Annotated in this window: 14 protein-coding genes; 13 read left to right on the top strand and 1 reads right to left on the bottom strand. The window is 41.6% G+C overall.

Annotation, left to right across the window (positions count from 1 at the left end):
- Positions 1-79 precede the first annotated feature (79 nt).
- Positions 80-2,581 (bottom strand): leucine--tRNA ligase, encoded by a 2,502-nt coding sequence (gene leuS, locus QM469_RS08540; RefSeq protein WP_414276545.1) that lies wholly within the window; start codon positions 2,579-2,581, stop codon positions 80-82.
- A 149-nt stretch (positions 2,582-2,730) separates the two neighbouring features.
- On the opposite strand from leuS, the gene QM469_RS08545 reads away from it, so the two are divergent.
- The 13 genes from QM469_RS08545 (at position 2,731) to QM469_RS08605 (ending at position 17,999) form a co-directional block, all read left to right on the top strand.
- Complete coding sequence (locus QM469_RS08545; RefSeq protein ID WP_414273829.1) at positions 2,731-4,380, top strand: sensor histidine kinase; 1,650 nt, start codon at positions 2,731-2,733, stop codon at positions 4,378-4,380.
- Positions 4,373-5,143 carry a response regulator transcription factor gene (locus QM469_RS08550; RefSeq protein WP_316108080.1) on the top strand — a complete coding sequence of 257 codons (771 nt, stop codon included), beginning with the start codon at positions 4,373-4,375 and terminating at the stop codon, positions 5,141-5,143. Before QM469_RS08545 ends, QM469_RS08550 begins: the two co-directional genes overlap by 8 nt.
- 113 nt (positions 5,144-5,256) lie before the next feature.
- Positions 5,257-6,303, top strand: coding sequence for an extracellular solute-binding protein (locus QM469_RS08555; protein ID WP_414276546.1), 1,047 nt, complete (start codon positions 5,257-5,259; stop codon positions 6,301-6,303).
- A gap of 12 nt (positions 6,304-6,315) precedes the next feature.
- Positions 6,316-7,407 (top strand): ABC transporter ATP-binding protein, encoded by a 1,092-nt coding sequence (locus QM469_RS08560; RefSeq protein WP_414276547.1) that lies wholly within the window; start codon positions 6,316-6,318, stop codon positions 7,405-7,407.
- A complete protein-coding gene (locus QM469_RS08565) occupies positions 7,397-9,055 on the top strand; it encodes an ABC transporter permease (RefSeq protein WP_414276548.1) in 1,659 nt (552 codons plus the stop codon). The genes QM469_RS08560 and QM469_RS08565 overlap by 11 nt, the downstream gene beginning before the upstream one ends.
- A 190-nt stretch (positions 9,056-9,245) precedes the next feature.
- A complete protein-coding gene (locus tag QM469_RS08570) occupies positions 9,246-10,262 on the top strand; it encodes an NAD(P)H-dependent glycerol-3-phosphate dehydrogenase (RefSeq protein WP_414276549.1) in 1,017 nt (338 codons plus the stop codon).
- A 25-nt stretch (positions 10,263-10,287) separates the two neighbouring features.
- Positions 10,288-11,184 carry a UTP--glucose-1-phosphate uridylyltransferase GalU gene (gene galU, locus QM469_RS08575; protein WP_414276571.1) on the top strand — a complete coding sequence of 299 codons (897 nt, stop codon included), beginning with the start codon at positions 10,288-10,290 and terminating at the stop codon, positions 11,182-11,184.
- Between the two features lie 148 nt (positions 11,185-11,332).
- Complete coding sequence (gene pbp1b, locus QM469_RS08580) at positions 11,333-13,810, top strand: penicillin-binding protein PBP1B (protein WP_414276550.1); 2,478 nt, start codon at positions 11,333-11,335, stop codon at positions 13,808-13,810.
- Positions 13,811-13,911: 101 nt separating this feature from the next.
- Positions 13,912-14,823 (top strand): DMT family transporter, encoded by a 912-nt coding sequence (locus tag QM469_RS08585; RefSeq protein ID WP_414276551.1) that lies wholly within the window; start codon positions 13,912-13,914, stop codon positions 14,821-14,823.
- Positions 14,824-14,907: 84 nt separating this feature from the next.
- Positions 14,908-15,606 carry a 2,3,4,5-tetrahydropyridine-2,6-dicarboxylate N-acetyltransferase gene (dapD, locus tag QM469_RS08590; protein WP_045762757.1) on the top strand — a complete coding sequence of 233 codons (699 nt, stop codon included), beginning with the start codon at positions 14,908-14,910 and terminating at the stop codon, positions 15,604-15,606.
- A gap of 61 nt (positions 15,607-15,667) precedes the next feature.
- Positions 15,668-16,798, top strand: a complete 1,131-nt coding sequence (locus QM469_RS08595) for an N-acetyldiaminopimelate deacetylase (protein WP_414276552.1) — start codon at positions 15,668-15,670, stop codon at positions 16,796-16,798.
- A 3-nt stretch (positions 16,799-16,801) separates the two neighbouring features.
- The gene (locus QM469_RS08600; RefSeq protein WP_414276553.1) at positions 16,802-17,341 is read left to right on the top strand and encodes a 5-formyltetrahydrofolate cyclo-ligase; all 540 of its coding nucleotides are present in this window, start codon (positions 16,802-16,804) and stop codon (positions 17,339-17,341) included.
- Entirely contained in the window at positions 17,325-17,999 is a 675-nt protein-coding gene (locus QM469_RS08605; protein ID WP_414276554.1) for a rhomboid family intramembrane serine protease, read from the top strand. Before QM469_RS08600 ends, QM469_RS08605 begins: the two co-directional genes overlap by 17 nt.
- The last annotated feature ends 75 nt before the right edge of the window (positions 18,000-18,074 follow it).

The following is an 18,074-nucleotide window of genomic DNA, read 5'->3' on the forward strand; positions in this document are numbered from 1 at the left end:
CACAACAATGTTAACCAATTTAGTTGGCTTCAATAGTCCACTGGACTATTGAAGGTGGCAGATAGGGCTAATAAACTCGTTATTTAACGACGATATTAACGAGTTTATTAGGGACACTAATCACCTTCACAATTTCTTTGCCATTGATCTCTGCCTTAACTTTTTCGTTAGCCAGAGCCACTTCTTGCAATTCTTCGCGTGAAAGGTCTTTAGCGACCATAAGTTTAGCACGGACTTTTCCTTTGATTTGGACGACAATTTCGATTTCGTCTTCAACCAATTTGCTTTCGTCCCATGTTGGCCAAGCCACATAAGAGATAGACTCACCTGTTTCTGCGACTGTTTGCCAGAGTTCTTCTGCCAAGTGAGGGGCAAATGGGGCAATCAATTGGATAAAGCCTTTGGCGTAGTCCACATAGAGTTTGTCTTCCTTATTAGCAGCGTTGACAAAGACCATGAGTTGGGCAATGGCTGTGTTGAATTTCATAGACTCGACTTGCTCAGTAACAGATTTAACCGTTTCGTTGTAAACCTTGTCTAGAGCGCCATTGTTTTCCGCAACGATTTCTTTACTTGTGATCAAACGGTACACACGGTCGAGGAACTTACGACTTCCTTCCAATCCTTCTTCAGACCAAGCGATTGAAGCATCGAGTGGTCCCATAAACATTTCATAGACACGAAGGGTATCGGCACCGTATTGTTCCACCACATCGTCTGGGTTGACAACGTTCTTGAGGGATTTAGACATTTTGGCTGGTGCTTGCTCCAATTCTTCCCCTGTTTCCACATGGAAGAAGGAACCGTCACGTTTTTCAACTTTATCAGTCGCTACAAGAGCACCGCGATGGTCACGGTAGCTAGTTCCCAAGATCATTCCTTGGTTAAAGAGTTTTTGGAACGGTTCTTTAGTTGGAACAACACCAAGGTCGTAGAGGAATTTGTGCCAGAAACGAGCGTAAAGCAAGTGAAGAACAGCATGCTCCGCACCACCCACATAGATATCTACTGGCAACCATTGTTTGAGGAGGTCCTCATCAGCCAATTTCTCAGTATTGTGTGGGTCAATATAACGGAGGTAGTACCAGCTTGAACCGGCCCATTGTGGCATAGTGTTGGTTTCACGACGACCTTTAACACCATCTTCACGAGTCACTTCAAGCCAGTCTGTCAAGTTAGCTAGTGGACTTTCACCAGTTCCTGAAGGACGGATATCCTTGGTTACCGGCAAGACAAGTGGCAATTCATTTTCTGGAACAGCTGTTGAAGTCCCATCTTCCCAATGAATAATTGGGATTGGTTCACCCCAGTAACGTTGACGGCTAAAGAGCCAGTCGCGGAGACGGTAAGTTACCTTCTCTTGACCACAGCCTTTTTCTTCCAACCAAGCCACAATCTTAGCAATAGCATCTTCTTTGTTGAGACCGTTCAAGAAGTCAGAGTTGACGTGAAGGCCATCCTCTGTGTAGGCAGCTTCTTCAACGTTTCCACCTTCCAGCACTTCTACGATTGGTAGGTCAAATTGTTTAGCAAATTCCCAGTCACGTTGGTCGTGGGCTGGTACGGCCATAACGGCACCTGTACCGTAGCTAGCAAGAACGTAGTCTGCAATCCAGATTGGAATTTCTTTACCGTTGACAGGGTTGATTGCATAAGCACCCGTCCAAACCCCTGTTTTTTCCTTGGCAAGGTCTGTACGAGCCAAGTCTGATTTGAGGCTGGCTTGGTGTTTGTAGTCCGCTACAGCCTTAGCCTGTTCAGGACTTGTGATGGCGTCTACTAATTCATGTTCAGGAGCCAAAACAGTGAAAGTCGCACCGAAAAGGGTATCTGGACGTGTCGTAAAGACTGTGAATTCCTTGTCTGTTCCCTTAACTTTAAAGGTTACATTGGCACCAGTTGATTTTCCAATCCAGTTGCGTTGCATGTCCTTGATAGACTCTGGCCAGTCAAGGTCATCCAAGTCATTGAGCAAGCGCTCTGCATAGGCCGTGATTTTAAGCATCCATTGGCGCATTGGTTTGCGGACAACTGGATAGCCTCCACGCTCTGATGTTCCATCAGGAAGGACTTCTTCGTTGGCGATAGCTGTTCCCAGTTCCTCAACCCAGTTTACTGGCACTTCCGCTTCATAGGCCAAGCCTTTTTCATAAAGCTTGGTGAAAATCCATTGCGTCCATTTGTAGTAGTTTGGATCTGTCGTGTTGACTTCACGGTCCCAGTCGTAAGAGAATCCAAGCGCATTGATTTGGCGTTTGAAGTTAGCAATGTTTTCTGCTGTGAATTCCGCTGGGTCATTACCTGTATCCATAGCGTATTGCTCTGCAGGCAAACCAAAAGCATCCCATCCCATTGGATGAAGGACATTGTAGCCTTGCGCACGTTTGAAACGGCTGAGGATATCAGTCGCTGTGTAACCTTCTGGGTGTCCTACGTGCAGACCCGCTCCAGATGGGTAAGGGAACATATCAAGCGCATAAAACTTAGGTTTTGAGGCATCTGTTCCTGTCTTAAAAGTGTGATGGTCAGCCCAGTATTTTTGCCACTTAGGCTCGATTTCTTTATGATTGTAAAAACTCATGCTGTCTCTCCAATTTTCGTGATGCTCCTATTATACCATTTTTAGGGGGAATTAGTCTCTTTCTTTTCAACTCTTTTCTCTTTTCACCTTGCCTTCCATTTTCAATACTGCTATACTTACTTTAGTATGCTCTTTGTAAGAGGTAATTTATGGCACATTCTTTTAAACATTCTCTCCAAAAAGAGATTCTTCATCGTAGTTCTTTGGCTGCTTTAGCTACATCGTTTTTACTCCTCATTCTCCTGTTTGGTTTTTCCTATTTCCTGCAAAAGCAACAACTCACCAAGGATACCCAACAGATCGTCCAGCATATTCGCGACATGAAACAAGCGAACTATCAATTATTGGAGACCATGAATCAAAAAATGGTTCCAGAATTTTTAGAAGGTAAACACACTGACCGAGAACTCTTTAGTCTATTTTATGAAACAAAAGCTCAACTGAAACTCAGTTCTGATTTTATCATCCTTGACGACACAGGAGAACTTCTCTTTAGTACCAATCGCAACCATCAAGAAACTATTTTAGCTCCTTATTATTTAAAATTATTAATTCAAAATCCGATTCAAGGAGCCATTACAGAAAAGGTTGCTTTGTCAATAGATAAACAACATTACGCACTCTTCATTATGCCTATCGTTCAAAATCAACGAGTTAAGGCTTATAGCATTTCTTTTGTAAATGAAAATGAATTTGTGTCCAGTATCCCTCTCATCAATTCAAAATACGCCATTACAGATACTTTTGGAAACATCTACTCTAGTAATACCAATCAATTTACTCAATCAACTCTGGAAAAATTTGATGAAAAATTACTCCAGTCTAAAACTCATTGGTATGTTGAAAATCCACTTCTGATTGAAAAACGTAAAATTGAACCGATTTTCTCAATCTACACCTTTCAATCTTTCTTTCCCATTCCGAGTTTACTAGGGCTTGCTTCTGTCTTAACACTCTGTATCTTTCTATTATACTTCTGGCAGGCGAGACGAATTGCTTATAAAATTGCGACGCACAATGCCGGCCCTATTGAAAGTCTAGTCTATCAACTGCAGGAAATTCCTAAGAAAAAGGACAAGAAGCTGATCCTCCAGACAGGAGACGAATTTGAACTGATTGCTGAGAAAATAACCGATATGCTCCAAGAGTTGGATGAGCTCCATCAAAAGATGTTGACCATTGAGAAGGAAAAGTGGATCTTTGAAAGAAAGATGCTGGAAGCTCAGTTTAATCCTCACTTCCTCTACAATACCTTGGAAACCATTAAAATCACGAGTATGATTGATGCTAGTATTACTCAAGAACTTATTCAAAATCTCACGCGCATCCTGCGATATAGTGTAACTGAACTAGAAAAAGAAACGACTCTTGGGCAGGACCTAGAAATTATAGAAGCTTATCTGAAAATCCATCAGATTCGATTTGAACATTTTTCTTATCAGATTGACTGTTCTGAGAATCTACATTCCCAAACTATTCCGAAACTTTTCTTATTACCCCTTGTGGAAAATGCTCTAAAATACGGAAGACAGTATCGCATCGACCTTGCCATCTCTATCCAAATCACTCAAGAGCAGGAAGCACTGACCTTTATCGTTAAGGATAATGCTGGTGGTCTAACCAAACAAGAACGCCTACATATCTTAGAATCCTTGGACAGCCCACATACACAGCACGGTATTGTCAATAGTTACAAACGATTGAATAACTTTTTTGAGAATGTCGAATTGGATTTAGGAGTGAACCCGCAAGGTGAAACCTGGGTAAAATTTGTCACGAAAGGAAGAACGCATGTTTAAGTTAATCATTGTCGAAGACGAACACCTGATCCGAAAATGGCTTGAAATTGCCGTCGACTACTCAGCCTTGGGTATTCAAGTTGTTGGAACTGCAAGTCACGGACAAGAAGGCATGGAGTTAATTCAAAAAGAGAAACCACACATCGTCCTGACAGACATTACCATGCCCATCATGGATGCTTTTATGATGTTTGAAGCGACTCGTTCACTCTCTTATGAAAAAGTGATTCTCTCTGGTTACAATGATTTCCAAAACGCTAAAAAGGCCATGCAATTCGGAGCAGTAGACTTCCTCCCAAAACCCATAAACGTCACTGAATTAACAGAGTGTTTAGAAAAAATAACTCTGCGCCTCAAGATGGATCAACACCAAACCAATCCATTTTTACATGACTACCAAGCCTTTGTTACCTCGCTTCAAAAAATCAATCCTCAAAACCAATTGATTCAACAAATTCTCGAATTTGTCCACCAACACTACTACCTACACTTTACCATTTCTACCATTGCAGAGAATCTAGGCTATAGCGAAAGTTATCTCTACAAGGTTATCAAAGAAGATTTCCCTATCACCTTGAACGAATACATTCTTCAGTATCGTTTAAAACAAGCAGTTGAAAAAATGATCCAACAGCCTGACTATCCTCTTAGTCAAATCGCTGAAGAAGTCGGCTTCTCAGACTATAAATATTTTGGTAAAGTTTTTAAGAAATACTTTCATATCTCTCCTAAAGAGTTAAAATCCATAGGAAGAATAGTTTAGACACTGTTCTTCTTTTTTGTAGAGAATTTTACCCCATTAGGATAGAATTTTAGGTTTTAAAAGCGCTTTCATTGTTTTACAATAGAGGTAACAAAACTATGGAGGTATCCATCATGAAAAAGAAATGGATGTATTATGCTGCGTGTGGACTTGCTATTTTGGGGCTTGCTGCCTGCTCTTCTGACGACGCTTCAGGAGAAAAGGCAACTGAAAATGGAGGAAGCGATACTCTAGTAGTCTACTCCCCAAACTCAGAAGGATTGATTGGAGCAACTATTCCTGCTTTTGAAGAAAAGTATGGTATCAAGGTTGAACTCATTCAAGCAGGAACAGGTGAACTCTTTAAAAAACTAGAATCTGAAAAAGAAGCCCCTGTGGCAGATATCATCTTTGGTGGTTCCTATACCCAATATGCTACCCACGGGGAACTTTTTGAAAATTACGTATCAACGGAAAACGATAATGTCATCAAAGAATATCAAAATACAACTGGCTACTCAACTCCTTATACATTGGATGGTAGTGTTTTAATCGTCAACCCTGACTTGACTAAGGGGATGAATATTGAAGGTTATAGCGACCTCATCAAACCAGAACTCAAAGGAAAAATCGCAACTGCAGACCCAGCCAACTCTTCTAGCGCCTTTGCTCAACTAACAAACATGTTACAAGCTGAGGGCGGCTATACAGACGACAAGGCTTGGACTTATGTCAAAGATCTCTTTACTTTGATTGACGGTAAAATTGGCTCAAGTTCATCTGGCGTTTACAAGGCCGTAGCAGATGGAGAAATGGCTGTTGGTCTTTCTTACGAAGACCCCGCAGTGAAACTTCTAAACGACGGAGCTAACATCAAGGTTGTTTATCCAAAAGAAGGTACTGTCTTCCTGCCTGCTAGCGCTGCTATTATTAAAAACGCTAAGAACATGGAAAACGCTAAGAAATTTATCGACTTCATCATTTCTCAAGAAGTCCAAGACACGCTTGGTACAACAACTACTAACCGTCCAGTTCGTAAAAACGCTAAAACTAGCACAAACATGAAACCAATCGAACAAATTAAAACACTAACTGAAGACTATGATTATGTCATCAAAAACAAATCAGATATCGTGAAGAAATACAACGAAGTCTTTACAGATATCCAATCTAAACAGTAAAAGAGGTTAACTATGAGTGAGATCAAGATTATCAATGCCAAGAAAATTTACCACGATGTAGCTGTTATCGAAAATCTAAACGTTACCATTCCTAAGGGGAGCCTTTTCACTCTCCTTGGGCCTTCAGGATGTGGGAAAACAACCTTACTTCGTATGATTGCAGGTTTCAATAGCATTGAAGGAGGAGAATTCTACTTCGACGATACTAAAATCAACAACATGGAACCTAGCAAGCGAAACATTGGGATGGTTTTCCAAAACTATGCAATTTTCCCACATTTGACGGTGCGTGATAACGTTGCATTCGGGCTCAAGCAAAAGAAAGTTCCAAAAGATGAACTCATCGAACAAACAAATAAATACCTTGAGTTGATGCAGATTGCCCAGTATGCTGATCGTAAACCAGATAAACTTAGTGGTGGTCAGCAACAACGGGTTGCCCTAGCACGTGCCTTGGCTGTTAATCCTAGTGTTCTCCTCATGGACGAACCCCTCAGTAACCTAGATGCCAAACTTCGCTTGGATATGCGTCAGGCTATTCGAGAAATTCAACACGAAGTTGGAATTACCACTGTCTACGTAACCCACGACCAAGAAGAAGCTATGGCTATTTCTGACCAAATTGCTGTTATGAAAGACGGTGTTATTCAACAAATTGGTCGTCCCAAAGAGCTTTACCACAAACCAGCAAATGAATTTGTCGCAACATTTATTGGTAGAACAAATATAATCCCTGCTAGTTTGGAAAAGCAAGCTGACGGAGCTTACATCGTCTTTGAAGATGGTTATTCTCTTCGTATGCCAGCACTAGACCAGGTGGAAGAACAAGCTATTCATGTCAGCATTCGTCCCGAAGAATTTATCCGTGACGAAAACGGACCAATCGATGGAACAATTACTGACAGTGTCTATCTTGGACTTAATACCGAATACTTCATTGAGACAGGATTTGCTTCAAAACTTCAGGTAAGTGAAGAATCTACATTTGAAGAAGATTTGAAAAAAGGAGATCGCGTTCGTTTGCGTATCAATACTCAGAAACTCAATGTCTTCTCTGAAGATGGTTCGCGCAATCTCATAAAAGGAGTCAGCCATGGAGCGTAAAAAACTAAATATCTGGACGGCGTCTTCCTTCTTCATCTTCCTTACTTATCTTGTTTTTCTGGTCTATCCAATTGTTACGGTATTAAAACAAGCACTGGTACATGAAGGTCATTTCTCATTAGAAAATTTTGTTACTTTCTTTAGCAAATCGTACTACTCTGAAACCCTTATCAACAGTTTCAAGGTTTCTGTAACTGCAACGATCACTTCTGTCCTTGTTGGTACCTTGCTAGCTTATCTTTTTTCAATGTATGACTTCAAGGGAAAGAAGTTTTTACAGATTTTAATCATCATTGCATCCATGTCAGCTCCCTTTGTAGGTGCCTATTCTTGGATTCTACTTCTTGGTAGAAACGGAGTAATCACAAAGTTTCTAACCAACACACTGCACTTGCCAGGTCTTGACATCTACGGTTTCAAAGGTATTGTGCTTGTCTTTACACTTCAACTCTTCCCTCTCGTCTTTCTTTACGTAGCTGGGACTATGAAGAGTATCGACAACTCCCTCTTGGAAGCTGCTGAAAGCATGGGAACTTTCGGTCTAAAACGAATTGTAACAGTCGTTTTACCTCTCTTGGTTCCAACTTTACTAGCAGCTGCACTCCTCGTCTTTATGAGAGCCTTCTCGGACTTTGGTACTCCGATGTTGATTGGTGAGGGATATCGTACCTTCCCAGTCTTGATCTATACACAGTTTATCAGTGAGGTAGGAGGCAACTCTGCCTTTGCATCAGCCTTAGCAATTATGGCGATTACAATCGCCCTAGTTATCTTCCTCATCCAAAAGTACGTTTCAAATCGCTACAGTTTCAGTATGAACTCGCTTCATCCAATTGAACCTAAGAAAACGACAAAAGGAAAGATGGCTGCTATTTATGTGACAGTTTATGGCATTATCTTATTCTCTGTTTTGCCTCAAGTTTACTTGATTTATACATCCTTCCTGAAAACATCTGGTATGGTTTTCGTCAAAGGATATTCACTAAATAGCTATAAGACTGCCTTTAGCCGTATGGGATCTGCTATTTTTAATACCATTCGTATCCCTCTCCTTGCCTTGGTTCTCGTTGTTGTCTTTGCGACCTTCATCTCCTACCTTGCAGTTCGCAAACGCAACCTATTTACCAACTTAATCGATAGTCTTAGTATGGTACCTTATATCGTACCAGGAACTGTACTCGGTATTGCCTTTATCTCTTCATTCAATACAGGCCTCTTCGGAAGTGGTTTCCTGATGATTACTGGAACAGCCTTCATCTTGATTATGTCCTTATCTGTCAGAAGACTTCCTTATACCATTCGTTCTTCAGTTGCTAGTTTGCAACAAATTGCTCCTAGTATCGAAGAGGCAGCAGAAAGTTTGGGAAGTAGCCGTCTCAATACCTTTACTAAAATCACAACTCCAATGATGCTTTCAGGGATTATCTCAGGGGCAATCCTTTCATGGGTAACAATGATTTCGGAACTATCTACTTCCATTCTCTTATATAACGTTAAAACTAGAACAATGACCGTAGCTATCTACACTGAAGTACTTCGTGGGAATTATGGTGTGGCAGCAGCCCTATCTACTATTCTCACTATCTTAACAGTTACTTCCTTGTTACTATTTATGAAAATTTCTAAAAATAACAGCATTACGCTCTAGTTTTTTCCTACTAAAACAGCCAATTCCCCCTGGCTGTTTTTTTATATCTCTACTTTTGATTTTCTCGAATCATCACCTTCGATAAATACAGATTCCTATCAATAGGACATATCTTAGCTAGTTATATAGATGCAAGATGGGGCTTTTTATGGTAGAATATAGGAAAGTGCTTTCTCAGAAGGAGGAAAAAATGAACAAACAAACCATCGCTATTTTAGGGCCTGGTTCTTGGGGTACTGCCTTGTCACAAGTTTTAAATGACAATGGACATGAAGTACGTATCTGGGGAAATATTCCTGACCAAATTGACGAAATCAATACACAACATACCAACAAACGCTATTTTAAGGATACTGTATTAGACGAAAAGATTGTTGCCTATCATGATTTGGCAGAAACCTTGAAGGGGGTTGATGCTGTCTTGTTTGTGGTACCAACCAAGGTGACCAGATTGGTAGCTCAACAAGTGGCTGCTGTTTTGGATCATAAAGTGGTTGTCATGCATGCTTCAAAAGGCCTCGAACCCAATAGCCACAAACGTCTTTCAACCATTCTTGAAGAAGAAATCCCTGAAGACCTTAGAAGCGAGATCGTCGTCGTATCTGGTCCTAGCCATGCGGAAGAAACAATTGTACGCGACATTACCTTGATTACCGCCGCATCTAAGGATTTAGAGACAGCCCAGTATGTTCAAGAACTCTTTAGCAACCACTACTTCCGTCTTTATACCAATACAGATGTCATCGGAGTAGAAACAGCTGGCGCGCTTAAAAACATCATCGCAGTGGGAGCTGGTGCCCTTCATGGACTTGGATTTGGGGATAATGCAAAAGCTGCTATTATCACGCGCGGTCTGGCAGAAATTACTCGTCTGGGGGTTAAACTTGGAGCAAATCCATTAACTTACAGTGGTCTTTCTGGAGTTGGGGATTTAATCGTTACCGGAACTTCTATCCACTCACGTAACTGGCGTGCTGGAGATGCTCTTGGGCGTGGCGAAGCCTTGGCAGATATTGAAGCTAATATGGGAATGGTCATTGAAGGAATTTCAACGACCAAAGCAGCCTACGAGTTAGCACAAGAACTAGGAGTTTATATGCCTATTACCCAAGCCATTTACCAAGTTATTTATGAAAATGTTAATATTAAGGATGCCGTTTCTGAACTCATGAGCAATGAGTTCAAGGCAGAGAACGAGTGGTCTTAAACCACAGTTAGAAAGGAATCTCATGATGCAAAAAGTTAGAAAAGCCGTTATCCCTGCTGCAGGACTTGGAACTCGCTTCCTTCCTGCTACCAAAGCCTTGGCTAAGGAAATGCTACCAATCGTAGATAAACCAACCATTCAATTTATCGTTGAAGAAGCTCTTAAGTCTGGTATTGAGGATATTCTTGTTGTCACAGGGAAGTCAAAACGCTCAATCGAAGACCATTTTGACTCAAACTTCGAACTAGAATACAACCTCAAGGAAAAAGGAAAAACCGACCTTTTGAAACTAGTTGACGAAACAACTGGCATGCGCCTTCACTTCATCCGTCAAACACACCCACGTGGACTCGGAGATGCCGTCTTACAAGCCAAAGCTTTCGTCGGGAATGAACCTTTTGTAGTTATGCTTGGGGATGACCTCATGGATATCACAGATGACAAGGCTGTTCCACTGACCAAGCAACTCATGAACGATTATGAGAATACTCATGCTTCTACTATAGCTGTCATGCCTGTCCCACATGAAGAAGTCTCAGCCTACGGTGTCATCGCTCCTCAAGGAGAAGGCAAAGATGGTCTTTACAGTGTTGAAACCTTCGTTGAAAAACCCGCACCTGAAGATGCACCAAGTGATCTAGCCATTATTGGCCGTTATCTCCTCACACCAGAGATTTTCGGCATCCTCGAAAGTCAAAAACCTGGTGCGGGAAATGAAATCCAACTAACAGATGCCATCGATACTCTCAACAAAACTCAACGAGTATTTGCTCGTGAATTCAAGGGTGCTCGTTATGATGTTGGAGATAAGTTTGGATTTATGAAGACTTCCATCGAATACGCTCTTAAACATCCACAAGTCAAAGACCACTTGAAGGACTACTTGATTGATCTAGGAAAAGAACTTTCAGGAGAAAAATAAACAATTTGTCAAACAGTCAGATTTAGCTTAAATCTGGCTTTTTCAATGTCTAAATTTTGAACTCCAATCCCTATCCAAAGCCCTGTGCTAAGCCTAATTTCTTGCAATAATTGCTTTTATGGTATAATAATAAAGAGTGAGGAATTCTATGAACAAACATGTAACAAGAATCAAACAAAAAGGACTGGCCTTACTTCGGTCTTTAAAATTAATAACTTCCAAAAAAAGTCCAGATAAAAATAAGAAAGTCAAAACAAAGCTGACCATTTGGACTATTTTGGCCAAGATTTTACTTGGAATAAAAGCAACTTTTAACACTCTTTTTATCCTAGCTTTTATTGGCGGTCTCCTCGGGACTGGGGTTGTTTTGGGATATGCGGTTTCTCTTTTTGATCAGGTTAGTGTCCCTCAAACGGTGGATTTGGTTAAACAGGTGAACGATATTTCATCTATTTCTGAGATTCGCTATGCAGATGGTTCCATGATTGGGGCCATCGAGAGCGATCTTTTGCGAACATCTGTCGCATCCGATGCCATCTCAGAGAATCTCAAGCAAGCTATCGTTGCAACCGAGGACGAACACTTTGCAGAGCACAATGGTGTCGTCCCCAAAGCGGTCATTCGTGCCAGTCTAGGAAACTTTATCGGCCTTGGTTCTTCGAGTGGTGGTTCTACCCTAACACAACAGCTCATCAAACAACAAGTAGTTGGGGACGCTCCTACTCTTGCTCGTAAAGCTAGTGAAATCGTAGATGCTCTAGCCCTAGAACGTGCTATGAATAAGGATGAAATCCTGACTACCTATCTAAATGTTGCACCTTTTGGTCGCAATAACAAGGGGCAAAATATCGCAGGGGCTCAGCAGGCTGCAACTGGGATTTTCGGAGTGGATGCTAGCAAACTAACCATTCCTCAAGCAGCCTTCCTAGCAGGTTTACCACAAAGCCCTATTTCCTACTCACCTTATGAGTCTACTGGTGAGATGAAGAGCGAAGAAGTTATTGAACTTGGAATCAAGCGCTCAAAAGATGTTCTCTACAATATGTACAGAACTGGAGTCCTTAGCCAAGAAGATTACGAAACCTATAAAGCGTACGATATTAAGAAAGACTTCCTGCCAGCAGAAAATGTCAACGTAACTGCTAAAGGTTTCCTCTACTTTTCTGCCCTCGATGAAGCGACTAACCTCATGTATGATTATCTAATCAAAAAAGATAACGTCTCTGCACAAGAACAAAAGAACGAATCTATCCAAAAATCTTATCATGAATTGGCTGAAAAAGAGATTCAAAATGGTGGTTACCGTATCACAACTACAATTGATAAGGCTATTCATACGGCCATGCAAGATGCTGTTGCAAACTATGGCTACCTTGTTGATGATAATACTGGTCAGCCAGAAGTCGGAAATGTCTTGATGGATAACCAAACAGGAGCCATTTTAGGATTTGTCGGTGGTCGTGATTACCAAAGCAACCAAAACAACCACGCCTTTAACACTAAACGGTCTCCTGCTTCAACTACTAAACCAATCCTAGCCTACAGTATTGCGATTGACCAAGGCTTGATGGGAAGTGCAAGCGTCTTATCTAACTATCCAACTAACTTCTCTAACGGAAATCCTATCATGTATGTTAATAGTTCTGGTACAGCCATGATGAGTCTGAAAGAAGCTCTGAATTACTCTTGGAATATCCCAGCCTACTGGACCTATCAGTTACTTCTGCAAAAAGGAGTTGATGTCCGTTCCTACATGGAAAAAATGGGCTATGATATCCCCGAGTACGGCATCGAAAGTCTTCCTATGGGGGGAGGAATCGATGTCACTGTAGCCCAACATACAAATGGCTACCAAACCTTGGCTAACAATGGTGTTTACCATAAGAAATACATGATTTCAAAAATCGAGAAGACCAGCGGCGAGGTTATCTATGAGCACAAAGACGAACCTGTACAAGTCTACTCTAAAGCAACTGCAACCATTATGCAGAGCTTACTAAGAGATGTTATTTCTTCCCAAGTGACTTCAAGCTTCCAGAGCGATCTTGCCGCTATCAACCCAAGTTTGGCGGGTGCTGACTGGATTGGTAAAACTGGTACGACCAATGAAGATGGCGATATGTGGCTCATGCTTTCAACTCCAAGATTAACCCTTGGTGGTTGGCTTGGTCACGATGATAACCGACCACTCGGTAAAGGTGCAGGACACTACCGCAATGCAAAATATATGGCTCATCTGGTAAATGCCATTCAACAAGCAGCCCCTTCTGTTTGGGGGACAGAACGATTCAACCTTGATTCAAGTGTCACTTCATCTCAAGTCCTCAAATCAACTGGTCAAAAACCAGGTAAGGTTACCATCAACGGTAAAGAAATTAATGTGACTGGTGAAATGGTGACAAGTTACTGGGCTAACCAAGCTGGTGCTCCGACTACTACTTATAGATTCGCTATTGGTGGAAGCGATGCAGACTACCAAAATGCTTGGAACACCATTTTAGGAAGTCTGCCTAAAGCATCCTCTTCCTCATCAAACAATAGCAATAGCAGTAACAGTAATAACAATAATAATCGTAATAATACTTCTAATAGTAACGGGAACAGAAGCAGCAATCAACGGCGCTAACTAAACAGCACAATCATTGAGAGTGGGAAAGAAAATTTCTGAAAGAAATGATTTTTCTCCACTCTCTTTTTTCTTTTTTCATTTCATGGTACAATAGCAACATGAATAAATATCAAAAGAATATTTTTAAGGGAACCATTTATTCTCTCCTATCTGGCCTGATCTGGGGGATCTGCGGAATTTTAGGAGAGTACTTTTTTTCACATTATCAAGTATCTTCAGGGTGGATTACTTCTATGCGTCTACTCGTCGCTGGTAGTTTCGTAATCGTCTTATCTAGTATAAAACTCCGGTCCCAGCTCTTCGAGATCTGGAAAAATCGAAACAATTACCTGCCTTTTCTGGCCTATGCCATCTTAGGGATTTTTTCTGTTCAGTTTTTCTTCTATCTCTGTGTGGAGTATTCCAACGCTACCACTGCCACCATCCTCCAATTTATCAGTCCTGTCTTTATACTTCTATATAATCGCATCATCTACAAGAAAAAAGCTTCTAAAAAAGCAATTTTCTATGTTTTGACTGCTATGATTGGAGTCTTTTTGATGGCTACCAAAGGCGATTTGTCTAAGCTATCCATCACTCCTCTTGCTTTACTGACTGGACTTCTCAGTGCCCTAGGCGTCATGTTCAATGTCATCTTACCCCAACGCTTTGCTAAAAAATACGGTTTTGTGCCAACTGTTGGTTGGGGAATGATTATCGCTGGACTTTTTAGTAATTTTCTCTACCCTGTTTATAAGATTAGCTTCCAGGTTGATGCCATCAGTATCTGTATTTGTTTGACCATTGCCTTTTTGGGAACTGCTTTTGCCTTTTTCCTATCGATGAAGGCTGTCTCTCTCGTTTCCCCATTGGTGGTGTCGGTCGTTAGCGCAAGCGAACCTCTATCCTCTGCTATTCTAAGCGTTCTTTTCCTTGGCATGGTTCTGGATGGTTTCTTGGTACTGGCCATGATTTTGATTATCGTTCCTATGATTTTCTTGTCCATCGAAGAATCTAAATCCAAGAATTAAACACCTTCTTTTAACACTTAAGGCTTCAAAATTGAAGCCTTTTTTGGTAGAATAGTAAGCATTACAAAGAGTGAGGAGACACCTATGACTGCTACAAAAATGAATGCACAAGAAATTATCCAATTTATCGCAAATGCTGAGAAAAAGACAAGTGTAAAAGTGACCTTTGAGGGGCAACTTGCTGGAGCTATCCCTGCCTCTGTTATCAAGCTTGGGAATGTTCTTTTTGGAGACTGGAAAGATATCGCTCCACTTCTTGAAGGACTTACAGAAAACAAGGACTATGTTGTTGAACAAGACGCTCGCAACTCTGCTGTGCCTCTCCTTGATAAACGTGATATCAATGCGCGTATCGAGCCAGGCGCTATCATCCGTGACCAAGTTGAGATTGGTGACAATGCTGTTATCATGATGGGAGCTGTTATCAACATCGGTGCTGAAATCGGTGCTGGTACTATGATTGATATGGGAGCTATTCTGGGCGGACGCGCTATTGTCGGTAAAAATAGTCACGTAGGTGCAGGCGCTGTTCTTGCAGGTGTTATCGAACCAGCTAGTGCTGAGCCTGTCCGTGTCGGTGACAATGTTCTCATCGGTGCTAACGCTGTGGTTATCGAAGGTGTTCAAATCGGTAGCGGTTCTGTTGTTGCAGCAGGGGCCATCGTCACTCAAGATGTTCCAGAAAATGTTGTGGTAGCTGGTGTCCCAGCTCGTGTTATCAAGGAAATCGATAGCCAAACCCAACAAAAAACAGCGCTAGAAGATGCGCTTCGCACCTTGTAATTAGTAACAGAGGCGGAAATATTTCCAGCCTCTTTCTCGTATCAATAGAAGGAAATTAACTATGTTAGATTTGATTCAAACTCGACGCGATCTTCACCAAATTCCTGAGATTGGTTTAGAAGAATTCAAGACTCACGCTTATTTACTCAATGTCATTGAAACATTAACAGCTGGTAAGGATTTTGTTCAGATTCGTACTTGGCGAACAGGTATTTTAGTTTACTTGCAAGGAAGTCAGCCAGAACGTACCATTGGTTGGCGAACAGATATTGATGGACTCCCAATCGTTGAACAAACAGGTCTTCCTTTTGCCTCTCAGCACCCCGACCGCATGCATGCTTGTGGACACGATTTTCACATGACCATTGCCCTTGGAAGTCTCGAACGTGCTCTAGAAAACCAACCCAAAAACAATCTCCTCTTTCTCTTCCAACCTGCCGAGGAAAACGAAGCAGGTGGTATGCTCATGTATGAAGATGATGCTTTTGGTGACTGGTTGCCTGATCAATTCTATGGACTTCATATCCGTCCTGACTTAAAAGTTGGACAGATTGCGACCAATACCCATACACTCTTTGCTGGAACATGTGAAGTTAAGATTCGCTTTAAGGGTAAAGGCGGACACGCTGCCTTTCCACACGAAGCAAACGATGCTCTGGTTGCAGCTAGCTATTTTGTGACCCAAGTCCAGTCAGTTGTCAGCCGTAATGTCGATCCTATCGAGGGAGCTGTTGTCACTTTCGGTGTTTTTCAAGCTGGTACAACCAATAATGTCATCGCTGATACAGCTTTCCTGCATGGAACCATTCGAGCTCTTACACACAATATGAGTCTTTTGGTTCAAAAACGTGTCAAAGCTATCGCTGAAGGTGTAGCAGCTGCCTTTGACATGGATGTAGAAATTGAACTCAAACAGGGAGGCTATTTGCCAGTCGAAAACAACCCTGAACTAGCCTGTGAATTGATGACCTTCTTTGATGAAAAAGAGGGAATTGAATTAATCGACATCGAACCTGCCATGACAGGAGAAGACTTTGGTTATCTTCTCTCCAAGATTCCTGGTGTCATGTTCTGGCTTGGAATTGATAGTCCCTATGCTCTTCACCATCCAAAGATGAGTCCTAAGGAAGAAGCTCTGGCAATCGGTGTCGAGGCTGTATCAAGCTTTTTAGCCAAGAAAGCTGCGGAGTAAACTATGAAAAAAAGCTTACGCAAGCAGGTCTTGCAAGAACTCAAGTCTCTATCCAAAGAAGAAAAGCAGAGCATAAATTATTGGCTCACAGATCAGTTTTTTCAACATCCTTTTTATAAAGAATCAAAGACTATCGCCACTTACCTGTCTTTTCCTCATGAATTTCAGACAGCTGAACTGATCGAACAAGCTCAAAAAGATGGGAAGACACTCCTCATTCCCAAAACCTATCCACATGGAAAAATGGACTTTGTTCTATATGAACCAGAGAAACTCGAAAGAAATTCTTTTGGACTTCTTGAACCGCAGGGGGAAGCTATTGTCTTTGTGCCCTCTCAGATTGACTTGATCCATGTTCCTGGTTTAGCTTTCAATCCCTCTGGTTATCGAGTTGGCTATGGAGGTGGCTACTACGACCGCTACTTGGAGCATTTTACTGGTCACACCATTAGTACACTTTATCCTTGTCAGATTCAGGATTTCCATCCTGATACACATGATATTCCCGTTGAGGAGGTACTCATCTATGAAAGAGATTTTTGATCGTCGTTATCCTGTCACGAGCTTCTTTCTCCTCGTGACAACCCTAGTTTTTATCATCATGTTTCTAACCAGCGGTTTCAATTACACAAGTGCAGCTACCTTGTATCGGTTTGGAGCTGTTTATCCTCCTGCTATCAAGGCCATGCCTGAACAAATCTGGCGCTTATTTTCGGCAACCTTTGTCCACATTGGCTTGGAGCACTTTTTAGTCAATATGCTATCCCTTTACTTCTTGGGACGTCAGATGGAACAAATCTTTGGCTCCAAACAGTTTTTCTTTATCTACCTTCTATCAGGTATGATGGGAAATCTCTTTGTCCTCGTTTTTAGTCCCAATGCCATTACTGCAGGTGCTTCAACTGCCCTCTACGGTATGTTCGCTTCTATTGTCGTTCTCCGTTATGCCTCACGCAATCCCTATCTGCAACAGCTCGGTCAATCTTACCTCTCCCTCTTAGTTATCAACCTAGTAGGTAGTGTTTTTATGCCTGGTATTAGCCTTGCTGGACACGTAGGTGGAGCTGTCGGTGGCGCATTACTAGCTATCGTATTCCCAGTTCGAGGAGAACGAAAGATATACAATCCAGGCCAACGTGGTCTTGCAACTCTAACCTTTATTGGTTTATCAGCTCTACTACTCTTTATTGGACTATTATAAGAACAAGAAAAACCATTGGAAAAACTCGAAAAGAGTTGAGGTCCAATGGTTTTTTCATATCATTTGTTAGACTGC

It is taken from the genome of Streptococcus infantis, assembly GCF_047464215.1.
GTDB classification, from domain to species: Bacteria; Bacillota; Bacilli; order Lactobacillales; family Streptococcaceae; genus Streptococcus; species Streptococcus infantis_P.

Bases quoted from the DNA above. Each gene is read 5' to 3' on its own strand.
- QM469_RS08595 (WP_414276552.1), top strand. From the start codon at position 15,668: ATGTTAGATTTGATTCAAACTCGACGCGATCTTCACCAAATTCCTGAG.
- QM469_RS08585 (WP_414276551.1), top strand. From the start codon at position 13,912: ATGAATAAATATCAAAAGAATATTTTTAAGGGAACCATTTATTCTCTC.
- leuS (WP_414276545.1), bottom strand. From the start codon at position 2,581: ATGAGTTTTTACAATCATAAAGAAATCGAGCCTAAGTGGCAAAAATAC.
- dapD (WP_045762757.1), top strand. From the start codon at position 14,908: ATGACTGCTACAAAAATGAATGCACAAGAAATTATCCAATTTATCGCA.
- QM469_RS08560 (WP_414276547.1), top strand. From the start codon at position 6,316: ATGAGTGAGATCAAGATTATCAATGCCAAGAAAATTTACCACGATGTA.
- pbp1b (WP_414276550.1), top strand. From the start codon at position 11,333: ATGAACAAACATGTAACAAGAATCAAACAAAAAGGACTGGCCTTACTT.
- QM469_RS08565 (WP_414276548.1), top strand. From the start codon at position 7,397: ATGGAGCGTAAAAAACTAAATATCTGGACGGCGTCTTCCTTCTTCATC.
- QM469_RS08600 (WP_414276553.1), top strand. From the start codon at position 16,802: ATGAAAAAAAGCTTACGCAAGCAGGTCTTGCAAGAACTCAAGTCTCTA.
- QM469_RS08605 (WP_414276554.1), top strand. From the start codon at position 17,325: ATGAAAGAGATTTTTGATCGTCGTTATCCTGTCACGAGCTTCTTTCTC.
- galU (WP_414276571.1), top strand. From the start codon at position 10,288: ATGCAAAAAGTTAGAAAAGCCGTTATCCCTGCTGCAGGACTTGGAACT.
- QM469_RS08555 (WP_414276546.1), top strand. From the start codon at position 5,257: ATGAAAAAGAAATGGATGTATTATGCTGCGTGTGGACTTGCTATTTTG.
- QM469_RS08545 (WP_414273829.1), top strand. From the start codon at position 2,731: ATGGCACATTCTTTTAAACATTCTCTCCAAAAAGAGATTCTTCATCGT.
- QM469_RS08570 (WP_414276549.1), top strand. From the start codon at position 9,246: ATGAACAAACAAACCATCGCTATTTTAGGGCCTGGTTCTTGGGGTACT.
- QM469_RS08550 (WP_316108080.1), top strand. From the start codon at position 4,373: ATGTTTAAGTTAATCATTGTCGAAGACGAACACCTGATCCGAAAATGG.